Source organism: Pseudoscardovia suis, from assembly GCF_002797875.1.
In the GTDB taxonomy this organism is placed as follows: domain Bacteria; phylum Actinomycetota; class Actinomycetes; order Actinomycetales; family Bifidobacteriaceae; genus Pseudoscardovia; species Pseudoscardovia suis.
In genome coordinates this window covers 37,268-49,653 of record NZ_PGFC01000006.1, presented here as the reverse complement: position 1 = coordinate 49,653, position 12,386 = coordinate 37,268, and the positions used below count along the sequence as shown (strand labels likewise).

Genomic DNA, 12,386 nt, shown 5'->3' with positions numbered 1-12,386 from the left:
AGCGGTGCGGGGCGCAGAAATCAGTCACTCAATCATTCGCATGGCTGTGCGCGTGCGATTTGGTCGGTCACTGTGCGAACACGCGGGCGATGACGCCGGTGTCGCTTTCATAAGGCACGTGCTTGTTGTGGTATTTGATCCACTTCTCACGGCCCTTGCCAATCGCCAAAATCACGTTGAGCCTGCCGTTCGTTTTGGCGTCCGCGCGGGCGCCCGCGATGGCGGACTCAATGGCACTGGTGCGGTCCTCGATTTCGTCGTGGATGAGATGGGTGTTCGTCACCCGTGAATCCATGTCGTCCATGATGGCTCGCATGGGTTCGGTGTCGGTGTCTTCGCTGGTGAGCACAAGGCGTGCAATGCGGTCTTGCGCTGCGGCGATGATGCCGCGACGGCGGTCGGCGGCCTTGTTGCCCGCCGAACCGGTGACAAGCGTGATGCGCGGGTTGCGCGAACCGTAACGCTCATAGATGAAGTCGAGAAGCGCGGTCACGCTGGCGAAATTATGCGCGTAATCCACATACGCGATCACATTGGGGTCCGTCGAATCCTGGAAGAGCTCCATGCGGCCGGAGATGCGCACGTCTTCCATCGCCTTGAGGGCGGGGGAATCCTTCGAAATCCCGGCAGCCTCGACAATCGCGATGGCGGCAGCGGCGTTTGCCACGTTGAAGTCACCCGGCATGCTCAGGTCGAAATGCGTGGAAGCCGTGGCGTTGTCAGTGCCGGTCGTGATGTAGTCGAATTCAGGCAAGCCCGGGTGCGTCAACGCCAGCGTCACATCCGCGTGCTGCGTGCGGGGGGTGTCGGTGTCGGCGTCAGCAGTGACTGCGAACGTGGTGCACGGTACCCCGCACGCCGCCGCATCCTGTGCCACCACGTCGCCATGGATCATGCCAGCGCCCAGCACAAGACGCCTCGCGTTGCGCACGATCTGCCGCTTGCACCAAAAATAGTCCTCGAACGTGGGATGTTCGATGGGGCTGACGTGATCGGGGGAGATGTTAAGGAACGCCGCCACGTCGAAGGTCAGGCCGAACACGCGCTTGACCTTGTATGCCTGGCTGGAAACCTCCATGACGAGGTATTCCATGCCGGCGTCCACGGCTTGCCTCATCATGCGGAACAAATCGAGGGACTCCGGCGTCGTCAGGTCGGATTCCTCATACGTGCGGCCGTCCGTGCAATTGTCAACGGACGAGAACAGTGCGCATTTCGTACCGGTGGCGGCATTGAGGATCGCCTGCGTGAAGTAAGCGGTCGTCGTCTTGCCTTTCGTACCGGTGATGCCAATGACGGTGAGGGCATCTTGCGGGCGCCCGTAATATTCCGCCGCCAGAAGAGCCATCGCCTCCTTGTCATCCGAGACGATCAGACCGATCGCCTGTGTGCGCGTGGTGTATGGCGTGGTAGACACGTAGGCGGCGAGCCCCGCCTCGTCGGCGCCCGCGAGGTACTCGGGGCGGAACCCACCTTTGCAAAACAGCAGGCCGTCGCGCGTAATGCGGCGCGAATCATATGTGATGGAACTGAACTCCACGTCCGGCACGGCTGCGGGATCGCACGTCCACAGGTCTGCGCTGTCCATCACTCGGCCTTCGACGTCCTCGGTCTGCTCCGCCGTGCGGTCCGGCACGATGACCTCGTGCAGCAGGTGCGCGGAACGTAGCACTTCAATGGCGTGCCTCAGACTCAGATGTGGTGCGGTGTTCATGAAAGACTCCTTGCTTGCTACTTGGTCTGGGATTCCTCGCCGTGGGTATTGGCATCAGCCGTGCCTTGCGGTTTGGCGTTTGCGTTGGCCTGCTGCGTTGCCTTGCCTTGCGGCTTGGCATTGTCTTGGGTCTTGGCATTGTCTTGGGTCTTGGCATTGTCTTGCGGCTTGGCGTTGCGTTCGGCCTTCGCCTCGTTCTTCTTCAAGGCTTCCTTCTCGGTTTTGCTGCCCTTGATCCTCTTGGCGAGACGAAGTAACGCGTAATACCCCTTGTGCAGCGGCACATCGCGTTCGGGGGCGACATGGGTGATTTCTTCGGTGAACTTCGTCTTGAATTCATTCAAGCCCAGCAGGCTGGGGGCGAAATCGGAGCCGATGCCCATCAGGTCATACTTGGCGAATCCTTGGCGGCCCAGCTCACATGCCTCGGAATACAGCAGTTTGTCGGTTACATGCATACGCATCGCGCCATTGCGCATGGCACCGTAATAACGCACGCAGGTGTCGCCGTTGGCGGTCACGATCGACCAGGCCTCCACCTTCTCGCCCAGACGCGCGGCGAACACACGGCAATGCTCCGGTCCGAGGATGCGAATCATGTCTTCGTAATCGCTCATCGGCGCAGGATTGAAACCGTCACGTTCCCCGGTCTCGCGCATCACGTCGTAGTATTCGGCGAACGATTTCATGGCGGATTCCGTCTCGTCCAGGCACGTGGCGGGGCATTCACGCAGCGACTTGCGCACGTCGCGCCTGCCGCGGCGCTTCATGCGGCTCAAGATCGCATCATCGCCGCCAGTGATGTCAATCACCACCGTCGAATCATAAGGAACGGTGGACAGCACGACGTTCGCCTGGGGGATCTCATGGGCGATGGCACAGCGCAGGAATTTCGCCGCACGGAAGTTGTGATGCACGTAATCCGCCAATGCGGCGATGACCTCCGTCTCTTCGCTTTCGCTGGGAGGCGTCACATACGCGGGGCCGTGTGCGGAACGCGCGAAGTGGAAGCCATGCGTGGCGAAGTCCATGAGCGAAATGAACGCGATGGGTTCGCCATCGCGGCGGATGATGAATGCGCCGATGGGCATTCTTCCGTCGATCGTCTCTTGATAGCGCGCCCACACTTCCGTTTGCTCGATGGGCAGGTTGACGCCGGCCTTGCGCGCCTCATCCTCCATCTGGGCATAGGAGGTTTTCGTGATGTCGATCATGCTGTGACTCCGATCAATCGTGTCGTGGTTCCAATGTCTCTAATCAAAGTGTTGTCATTCCGCGCGGCATGCGCAAGCCGGGTGCGGATGTTGCGCTAGGCGGCGAACCATGTGTCGTGGCGCGGACGGCGTCCATGTTCCTCCGCCCAGGAATTGTAGCCCTGCAGCCATGAGTCGAACGCCTTGTGCTGCCATGGCATGAGTTCGTCCAGCGTCAGCGCGCCTACCTGCGGATACAGCGTGGCCATGGGGCTGATCAGATCAAGGACGGCAACGGTGTCCGTCGTCGCGTCGTGGAACGACCCATGCGGATACACGCCGTAATATTCGCTGGTGAGGGTGAGGGTCCTGCGACCGGGGCGATGCGATACCTGGCGGTCGATCACCAAAGGGTCGACGACCAGCAGTTGCGGGGAATCGCCTTCCACCGTTATGCGCTGGTCGATGGACTGGAGATTCCACCGGATGAGGTCCCCGCCCAGCATATCCACATCGAACGGCGCATTGTATGCCACCAGCGGAATGCGCAGGCATTGCGCCGCCGCAATGATCGCGGCGATGCTGTCAAGCGCGGGGGCGGGCTCGGCGCCATGCTCCGCCACGAATTCATTCGTGAAGCCATTGACGGCGCTCGCGCCCGCGCTGATGGGACGGTGCGGGTTGATCAGCCATTCGTCATGCACATCGCCGTCGATCCCCGCCGATGGATCGCGAAGCACCAACGAAGCTGAAACGATGGCATCTCGACCCGCTGCAAGGCCGGTGGTCTCGGTGTCGAATCCCAGCAGCAGGGAATCGCGCAGCGGTGTGTCGGGAGCCTGGGGTTCCAACGCCTTCAGCGCATCAAGGATGGGGGAAGTCATGCCCACCATTGTGCGAAGCTTGGACGACAATGCGCGCGCGATGCAAGGGGAGCGGGACGACCTGCGCTCATGCGTCCTGATGGTCGCGGCCGAGCGCGGCGGGGAGCACGAAGTGCATGTTCTCTTCCATCGTCTGCACGGTGCGGCATGTGTCGAATCCATAGGATTGCAGCGCCGTGATCACACCTTGCACCAGTGCCTCCGGCACAGACGCGCCGGAAGACACGCCGACCGTCGCCACGCCATCGAACCATGCAGGGTCCAGCTGGCCCGCATCATCGACGCGATGGGCGGCGCCTGCGGGGCGTCCGTGCGCGGCCAACGCCTGTGCCGCAACCTCCACCAGACGCACCGAGTTCGAGGAATTCGCCGATCCTACGATGATCATCGCATCCGCCTCATCGGCCGCCAGCTTGACGGCATGCTGCCTGTTGTGCGTCGCATAGCAGATGTCGGAGCTGGGCGGTTCGCTGATGGTGGGGAAGCGGCGCTTGAGGGCGGCGATGATGTCCGCCGTCTCGTCGAGCGACAGCGTGGTTTGCGACAGGTAGGCGATGGGCTTCCCGGCAGGCAGGTCAAGGGATTCCACGTCTTCGGCATGCTCGATCAGGTGCACATGCTCGGGGCATTCGCCGACCACTCCGACGGCCTCGTCATGCCCGCGGTGGCCGATGTAGACGATTTCGTACCTTTTTTTCGCATAGCGTTGCACTTCGCGGTGCACCTTCGCGACAAGGGGACATGTGGCGTCGATGATGCGCAGTCCGCGTCGGTCAGCCTCCTCCTTGACCTGCGGCGACACGCCGTGCGCGGAGAATACGACGGGAATCTGCGCTGCCGCTGCCTCGTCGGGGATTTCGTCAAGCTCCTCCACGAAACGCGCGCCTTGTGCGGCCAGGTCGGCGACCACATGCGTGTTGTGCACAATCTGGCGGCGCACATAGACGAGAGGAAGCGCAGCATCGGGTGTTTGCCCGTCCGTCTGCAGGCGGCGGGACTGTTGTTCGAGAAGACGCTGCACCGTGAGGATCGCGCGATCCACGCCAGCGCAGAATCCGCGCGGATTGGCGAGCACGATGGTGCGTGGGGATTGCGGCAGGTGGTGCGGTTGCGGCGATTGCTGTGTCGCAGTTGTCTTGAAAGAGCTCACATGACCATGGTACGCGCTGAGGCTGCGATGACACAGGCGGTGCGATGACACAGGCGGTGCGGTGGCGAGGAAGTGCGACGACGAGGGTTCGCACGTCGCGGTCATGCGGTGACACTAGGCGGTGCTCGTTTCCGTGGCGTTCTGGGGGCGTTTGCTCATTCTTGCCGGTCGTGTCGTCTGGTGGTTGCGGTTCGTCGTCGGTGTGTGCGATAATCCCTAAGGCTTAAACGTTTAAACCTAAAGGAGTCATCATGGGAAAGCGCGGACGTATGCGTCGTGACCGTCGTAAGAAGGCTGCCAATCACGGCAAGAGGCCGAACGCCTGATATTGCTGTGATGTCACGGCTGCCCTAATACGGCTAGTTATCGGGAGCCCGCCGTGCATCGACCACCTCGCATGAGGCGATTGATGCACAGCGGGCTCCCGTGTTTGTGCCGCATGCTGCCTTACCACGGCCTTACCACGCTGCCATGGCCTTACCACATTGCCTTATGTAATGCACTGCTTGAGGTAGCGCGTAATCAGTATCTTCAAGGAGGACCTGAGGTCAGTATGACTTCTTGTCGGTGGCGATGGGTGCGACCACGGCGTCCAGCACTTTTACCAGATCGTGGGGGTTGACGCCAAGGCTCAGCCCGCGTTTGCCACCGGACACGAGCACTTCGTCAAAGGCCATCACGCTTTCGTCAATGACCGTGCGGTGCTTGGTGCGCTGCCCCAGCGGGGAGATGCCGCCCACCACATAGCCTGTCTCGCGCATGGCATCCTTCGGCTCAGCCATCTCCGCTTTCTTTTCGCCCACGGCTTGGGCGATACCTTTCATGCTCATGTGCCCGTTTACCGGCACCACGCCTGTCACAAGGCCGTGCTCAGTGCTCACCAGCAGCGTTTTGCACACCTGGCGCTCATCCTTGCCCAGTTGCTCGGCGGCCTCCTTGCCATAGCCTTCGTCCATGTGGTCGCCCGAATGATGGTATTCATACAGAGTGAACGGCACCCCAGCCTCGTCGAGTTGCACGGTTGCAGGCGTGGAAGCGCCGCCTTTCTTCGTTTTCTTCTTGGCCATGGTGCCGATAGTAGTACGCCGCGTGTCACAATCGGCGTGTGTGGCCGGCGCCGCCGTCCCCATCACCGTGGGTCGAGGGCAAGGCATAAAGAAACCGGATTATTGGCCAGAATGTGTGTCCGGGAATCGGGTGCAGGGATTGTCCTGCTGGGTGTGTCGCGGTTTCGAATTTTCATGCCGCCGTTTATGGATGCTTTGAAAGCGAGCCGAGACATGAACAAGGGGAGTTGCATATCAATGCGAGGCGGAGCGCCGATGGCACGGCGTCTCATAAGATGTCTCATGTCGATATCCATCATCACTAGCATCGTGAGTGTCCTGGTTTTTCCAGCTAATGCAGCAGAATCCACGGCTTTGCGGGCGTGGGAAGATTAACACCTGTCAACGGGGGATGAAGGCATGAAATGTTCTTTGCTCATGGCATACGAAGCATGTACTTCCAACATTATCAAACTGGATTTTGACCGTGGCTTCACCCTGGAGGAGAGGTTGCAGTCATGCTGGTCTTGGTGAACCTCCTGTGGGCGGCAGCGGCGCTCGCCTTGCTTCGCATATCTGCGAGCATCGGTAAAACGACTTGCGGGGCATATATGGAATGCCCACACTGTCATCTGTGGTATCAGGCATGCGAAGTGGCGTGTCCATCCTGTTGTATGAAAGAGCATGCCTTGAGGCGGCCGACGACAACCCTCCCGTGGGACATGCCCCCGGCCGAAGATGATCCGGCGTACGACAATGTCCTCATTGAGCGCGGCCGGGTGAACGAGTCAAAGAAAAACAGCGAGATTCTGCGCTACATCGTCATCGTCAGGTTCTTCATTGTCATGGCTTCCTTCGGAATCCTCGGACTTTGTCTCCAGAACAACTGTGAGGGTTTCGAAGCCTACACCGGAAGCAATGTGGGCGCACGGTACAACACGTTTGTCCCTGTCATCGGATGGTTCCTGTATGAGATTGCGGCCTGCTTCTACCTGTTGGGCGACGGTTCGGCCACACGGCAGGGACCGGGCGCGCTGGCATCAATCGCAATCCGCCATCGCGCATGGTCATCTGGTAGTGCGAATCCTTGGATTCCAACAGGCAGACGCCGAGCAGCAAAGGCTTCGATATCGGTCTATGCGGCAGCCGGAGTCGTGGACCTCGCCCTTGTTGCAGTCTGGCTTTACCTTGGAATCTTTCCCTCGCACCCTGCGGCTGGCGTGATAGGGCAGTCCGGTGTGGCCGTGCGCATCCTGGGACTCGTCATCGGAATGAACGCGTTGAACATTGTGACACTGCTTATCGCTTCCCGTGTCGGTTTCATCGTCGAGGATCCTCGCCCTGACGTTCCCGTGGATGGCTGGCAGGCGTCCACGACATAGTCGTTCACACGACCTCCATCACCTCCGGCGGCGTGTAACAGTCGTTCGTCGTTTTCTTTGGCTTGAACTTGCCCACGAACTGCTCGTACGACTCGCCCTGCACCATTCACACCCCCTACACATACACAAATGCGAAAGCCCGCGACAGTATCGCGGGCAACATAAAAGCCGCCAGGAGGCGGCGGCTTGAATTGATGCTCGGAATCTGGAACGTCTACTCGGCAGATCCTCGCGCGTCCTTGTCATGCGCTTTCTTCTGCGCACGCTCAAGCGTCTCGAGGACCTCATGGTTATAGCCAATGGCCCTGTCGCACTCGATGGCCTTCGGCATCGCCCGACCGCCTGGACCAATGCGTCCATGATCTCCCGGTTGTCCCATTCCGGCGGGAACTCACACGCTGCTGTGCAGCCGCTGGCTCAACGATAGCCGGCACGGCAGCGGCCGGCGCAATGAGGACAGAATCGGGCGACAACTGCCCTGTACGGCTGGCACGGAGCGGCTGCGGGGAAAACTCTGTGGCGACCGGCTCGGCGGCAGGATGCCTATCTCAATTCTGCCCCGTCATCGTGAGATAAACCAGCACTACATTCAACGCGATAATCAGCACGGCAACCAGCAAAAACACCACATGCTTGACCATGCTGTCACGATATTTCCCCATCAACTCCTGGTCACGCGTATAACGCATCAACGGGATAATCGCGAACGGAATACCAATTGACAGCACCACTTGGCCAATCACCAACGCGTACGTCGGATTCGCAGAAAACCATAACACCACCAGCGCCGGAACCAACGTCACCACACGGCATGCCCACATCGGCGCATGAATATGCAATAAGCCGCGCATAATCTCCGAACCGGCATACGTACCCACCGACGTGGAAGACAATGACGAAGCAAGCAAGCCAATCGAGAAAATCGTTCCAACCGCGGGACCAAGCACCATCTCAATCGCATGCTGTGCACCCTCAATGGTGTCCGTTCCATTCATGCCGTACAGCGAATTCGCAGCCAGCACAAGCAACGCAAGATTCACCGTCCCCGCCAATGCGAGCGCCCACACCACATCAATCTTCGATCCACGCAGCAACTGCCGGGTGTCCGGCTTCTCCTCGCCTGGAGCATAATGGTCATTCACCAGCGTGGAATGCAAATAAATCGCGTGCGGCATAACCGTCGCGCCTAGAATCGACGATGCCATCAACACAGAATCCGCGCCACGGAACCGCGGAACCAAACCGGCAAGCACATCACCGCCATTCGGTGGATCGACAAACAACCCGGCAATGAAACCGAACGTAATCACCAACAGCATCGCAATAACGATTTTCTCAAACACGCGATGCGTACGCCCACCTTGGAACCACAACAGCACTGTTGACACCGCGCCGATAACGCAGCCGCCCCAGAACAATGGCAGCCCGAACAACAGCCTCAGCGCGATCGCCCCGCCGATGACCTCGGCAAGATCCGTCGCAATTGCAATCACCTCGGCCTGCATGAAGAACATGTACCTGCCGGCATCGCCCATCCGCTCCCCAAGGATCTGCGGCAACGATTTGCCTGTCACAATACCGAGTTTTGCGCTTTGATACTGGATCAGCACGCTCATCAGATTCGCCAGCACCAGCACCCACACCAGCAGATAGCCGTATCGGGCGCCCGATGTGATGTTCGCCGCCACATTGCCGGGGTCGACGTAAGCGACCGCCGCGACGAAAGCGGGACCGAGGATTGATGCGAGTGCATGGCCGTGGTGGGTGCTGTGAGTGGGTTGGGTGGATTGAGCTGGATGAGGTTGCGCTGGATGCCGTGTGAGCGAGGGCTGCGAAGCGCTTGGAGATTGCGGCGAATTCGGTGTGCGGGCGGATTGTTCGGCAGTCACGGAACCGCCTGACATATCCGACATATCCGACATATCTGACATATCCGACATATCCGACACAGCTAGTTGCGTGTCTCCCCGGCGCTATCCAATCTCGATGTTCCATTTGACGCCGCGCGCCCGGCATTCGCTTCGGATCCGCCTCCATGCGTGTGCGTGTACGCCGACTGATGCGAATCCGACACCGCCTTGTGGACGGTTTCATTCGTATTCGTTCCCCGATATTCCGACTCGCTCATGTTCAACCATCTCTCATGTCTCGTCGTCAATGTGCATCGTCCAAACTGATCGCGCTGGCGGTGTTGCCGCCTCACGATACCGTTAGTGTTATAGGTCCGGTTTGTAACACTGTGTAACATGGCTCGGCATACGGTGCTGAGCCCTTGTGCCGTCAAGCGACACGCCGTGTGCAGTTGGGGTGTCGGCGGTGTCGGGAACATGGCCGTTTCGGGCGCGCTCCATGACGTGATGGGGAGGAAGTCAGCTGTGTCGGGAACATGGATCCTTATGCCGTGCGTATGCATGGCACAGGGGAGTACCGGGAACACAGGATACGAAGGGGCGAATCCCGTGTATGGGCTTCTCTGCACCCCCAACCGAATGCCATGGCGCCCCCGACTGCCCCACCACCGGACACACATTGTGGCCTATAACACAAGAAACCCCTCGGAATCGCTTCCGAGGGGTTGGTATAGCGGATTGTTACGTCGCGCTATGGCTTGCTAGGCGAAGCTCACTTGGAGAGCTCAGCGAAGTAGAGCAGGGTGCGGATCATGTTGGAGGTGAAGCCGTACTCGTTGTCGTAGAAGGTCACGGTGCGCACGAGCTGGGTGTCGCCGACGGTGTTGACGTCGGTCTGCGTCGGATCGAACACGCCGCCGTGGGTGTCGCCGATGATGTCGGAAGACACGATGCCGTCGCCGTTGTAGCCGAAGTAATCGGTGTCGGAGAAGGCTTCCTTGAAGGCGTTGTTGATCTCGTCAACGGTGACCTTCTTGTCGAGGACCGTGGTGAGCTCGGTGACGGAGCCGTCCACGACCTGGATGCGCTGTGCATGGCCCTGGAGCTTGCCGTTCACAGAAGGAACGACCTTGCCGATTGCCTTGGCGGCACCGGTGGAGTGCTCGATGGTGTTGACAGCGGCGGAGCGGTTGGAACGCGGGTTCTTGCCACGCGGGCCGTCGAGCAGCATCTGGGTGCCGGTGTAAGCGTGGATCGTGGTCATGAAGCCGGCCTTGATGCCGAACTTGTCGTCGAGCAGCTTGACCATTGCGGCCATGGAGTTCGTGGTGCAAGAGCCAGCGGACACGATGTTGTCGGTCGGCTTGAGAATCTGGTGGTTCACGCCGTACACCACGGTCGGGGTGACGTCATCCTTGGCCGGAGCGGAGATGAGGACCTTCTTGGCGCCAGCGTTGAGGTGAGCCTGGGACTTCTCAGCGGAGGTGTAGAAGCCGGTGCACTCGAGCACGAATTCAACGCCATCGTTCTTGACCCACGGGATGTTGTTGGCATCCTTCTCGGCATAGACCTTGTATTCCTTGCCGTCCACGATGATGGAGTCATCGGTGGAGGTGACTTCCACGTTCGTGCCGTCGAGGTGCTTGAAACGGCCGTGGGTGGAGTCGTACTTGAGAAGGTAAGCAAGCATAGACGGGGTGGTCAGATCGTTGATGGCGGCAACCTCAATGTCGCCGGCCTCGCCGCCCTGCTGCTGGAGCTCGAAGATGCGGCGGAATGCGAGACGACCGATGCGACCGAAGCCGTTGATACCAATCTTAACTGTCATTATGTGTCTTCCTTTGGTACTGGCCGAACCGGCTGACGCGTATCAGCAGTCGCGGCCTTTGTTTGCCAACAATCGTCACTTTAATGCGCGGGCTGTACAGCAATGCCGCGTATTGCGGGGTTTGCGGGGCGCTTCTCTGACGGCATAATGACCATGCGCTGGCGGCGTGTTTCGGCGGGTGCTCGGCGCTCTGCTGCCGCGGCGCGGCGCTTTAGAACGATGCGCGCAGCCTGCTCGACACGTGGGTGCTGAGCACCCCCAGCGTGTCGGCTGTCACAACGCCGTTCGTGACGACGGGCGGGGCGATGGCAGCCGGATAGGTGACGATCAAGGTGCCGTGTTCCACGCTGATCGATGCGTCAAGGCCGACCAGTTCGTTGCTCAGCTGTGCGATGGCGTTCGATACCGTGAAATCGCTGACTTCGTATTTGAGCCCGCGGATGCACACGCCGTGCGATTCGTTGTCTGCTGAGAAAACCGAGACCATCGGGAATTGCGGCACCGGCGCCGGGGAAAAACGCACGCTGCCGTTCGTCACAGCCGTCGCCGTGATGCGGCTTCCGTAGAGGAAAGCGCTGCCGCCGGCCCTGCTGATGAACGTGAGCAGCTGCACGTTGCCCAGTGTGTGGTCGAGGCGTCCGCCCAGTCCGCCAACGATATGGAATTCGCGGGCGCCTGCCGCCCACCCGGCCTTGAGGGCGCTGAGCATGTCCGCGTCGTCTTTTTGCGAGGGGAGCGTGATGACCGGCGTGCCGGCGAATGCGCCGGATGCGAGCGTGCCTGATATGAAGGGCGCAAGTGCCGCAGCCGTTGTTGCCGCTGCGGCTGCCGCGTCGGCGTTGTTGCGCGCTATGTCGAGGCGCGAACGCACGGAGTCGAAATCACCGATGACAAAATCCGGCGTGAGCCCTAGGGCGGCGGCATGGTCGAGTCCGCCGTCCGCTGCGATGACGAGCGGGCGGGTCGCGGTGTGTTTTGCAGCGCAATCCACAGCGCAATCCGCAGGCATGAGTCCGGCAAGACGCAGGGAGTTGGCCTCCGAGCCGTAATAATCGCCGGCGCCCAGCACCACACAGACATTGCGAGGCGCGCGCGGGTGCGCCGCGGATGATTCATGCGAGGAACGTGGGGAAGAGGCATCGGGATGCCAGGGAGAATGCTCGGCACGGGTTGCGCTCGCGTCAAAATCGGTCATGAATGTCATGTTAGTGGTCGCATTCGTCGCGGATGCACGGATGCCACGCCGGTGCCGTCGACGGTGGTGCTGGCGGTGGTGGTTTCTGCGCCGGCGGTGCCGGTGTCATGGCGAGGGGCGCTGATATGCTTGGGGTAGATAGAT

The 12,386-nt window shown here is 60.3% G+C and carries 9 protein-coding genes and 1 pseudogene; 2 read left to right on the top strand and 8 right to left on the bottom strand.

The window, feature by feature from the left end; genetic code table 11:
- Nucleotides 1-67 precede the first annotated feature (67 nt).
- From CLV65_RS07185 to CLV65_RS07170, 4 genes and pseudogenes are all read right to left on the bottom strand, one after another.
- Nucleotides 68-1,714: a UDP-N-acetylmuramoyl-L-alanyl-D-glutamate--2,6-diaminopimelate ligase gene (locus CLV65_RS07185; protein WP_094690694.1), complete on the bottom strand. Its 1,647-nt coding sequence runs from the start codon at nucleotides 1,712-1,714 to the stop codon at nucleotides 68-70.
- Between the two features lie 224 nt (nucleotides 1,715-1,938).
- Nucleotides 1,939-2,928, bottom strand: a pseudogene (locus CLV65_RS07180) (lipid II:glycine glycyltransferase FemX); the annotation flags it as partial.
- 95 nt (nucleotides 2,929-3,023) lie between these two features.
- A complete protein-coding gene (locus tag CLV65_RS07175; RefSeq protein ID WP_094690692.1) occupies nucleotides 3,024-3,791 on the bottom strand; it encodes an exonuclease domain-containing protein in 768 nt (255 codons plus the stop codon).
- A 67-nt stretch (nucleotides 3,792-3,858) separates the two neighbouring features.
- Nucleotides 3,859-4,941, bottom strand: a complete 1,083-nt coding sequence (locus tag CLV65_RS07170) for a 4-hydroxy-3-methylbut-2-enyl diphosphate reductase (RefSeq protein WP_420848380.1) — start codon at nucleotides 4,939-4,941, stop codon at nucleotides 3,859-3,861.
- A 251-nt stretch (nucleotides 4,942-5,192) separates the two neighbouring features.
- Here CLV65_RS07170 and CLV65_RS09220 point away from each other — a divergent pair, with 251 nt between their 5' ends.
- Complete coding sequence (locus tag CLV65_RS09220) at nucleotides 5,193-5,267, top strand: 50S ribosomal protein bL37 (protein WP_412154489.1); 75 nt, start codon at nucleotides 5,193-5,195, stop codon at nucleotides 5,265-5,267.
- A 222-nt stretch (nucleotides 5,268-5,489) separates the two neighbouring features.
- Here CLV65_RS09220 and ybaK read toward each other — a convergent pair whose 3' ends face one another.
- Nucleotides 5,490-6,008, bottom strand: a complete 519-nt coding sequence (gene ybaK / locus CLV65_RS07165; RefSeq protein ID WP_094690690.1) for a Cys-tRNA(Pro) deacylase — start codon at nucleotides 6,006-6,008, stop codon at nucleotides 5,490-5,492.
- A gap of 758 nt (nucleotides 6,009-6,766) precedes the next feature.
- Here ybaK and CLV65_RS07160 point away from each other — a divergent pair.
- Nucleotides 6,767-7,369 carry a hypothetical protein gene (locus CLV65_RS07160; RefSeq protein ID WP_144441842.1) on the top strand — a complete coding sequence of 201 codons (603 nt, stop codon included), beginning with the start codon at nucleotides 6,767-6,769 and terminating at the stop codon, nucleotides 7,367-7,369.
- A 548-nt stretch (nucleotides 7,370-7,917) separates the two neighbouring features.
- On the opposite strand, the gene CLV65_RS07155 is transcribed toward CLV65_RS07160, so the two are convergent.
- The 3 genes from CLV65_RS07155 to CLV65_RS09150 all read right to left on the bottom strand — a co-directional run bounded on the left by CLV65_RS07155 (nucleotide 7,918) and on the right by CLV65_RS09150 (nucleotide 12,251).
- A complete protein-coding gene (locus tag CLV65_RS07155; protein ID WP_244902350.1) occupies nucleotides 7,918-9,258 on the bottom strand; it encodes an Nramp family divalent metal transporter in 1,341 nt (446 codons plus the stop codon).
- Between the two features lie 733 nt (nucleotides 9,259-9,991).
- A complete protein-coding gene (gene gap / locus CLV65_RS07145; RefSeq protein ID WP_094690688.1) occupies nucleotides 9,992-11,047 on the bottom strand; it encodes a type I glyceraldehyde-3-phosphate dehydrogenase in 1,056 nt (351 codons plus the stop codon).
- A 211-nt stretch (nucleotides 11,048-11,258) separates the two neighbouring features.
- A complete protein-coding gene (locus CLV65_RS09150) occupies nucleotides 11,259-12,251 on the bottom strand; it encodes a thiamine pyrophosphokinase (RefSeq protein WP_144441841.1) in 993 nt (330 codons plus the stop codon).
- Nucleotides 12,252-12,386 lie beyond the last annotated feature (135 nt).

Coding starts and splice junctions, on each gene's coding strand:
- gap (WP_094690688.1), bottom strand. CDS start 11,047: ATGACAGTTAAGATTGGTATCAACGGCTTCGGTCGCATCGGTCGTCTC.
- ybaK (WP_094690690.1), bottom strand. CDS start 6,008: ATGGCCAAGAAGAAAACGAAGAAAGGCGGCGCTTCCACGCCTGCAACC.
- CLV65_RS07185 (WP_094690694.1), bottom strand. CDS start 1,714: ATGAACACCGCACCACATCTGAGTCTGAGGCACGCCATTGAAGTGCTA.
- CLV65_RS09150 (WP_144441841.1), bottom strand. CDS start 12,251: ATGACATTCATGACCGATTTTGACGCGAGCGCAACCCGTGCCGAGCAT.
- CLV65_RS07175 (WP_094690692.1), bottom strand. CDS start 3,791: ATGACTTCCCCCATCCTTGATGCGCTGAAGGCGTTGGAACCCCAGGCT.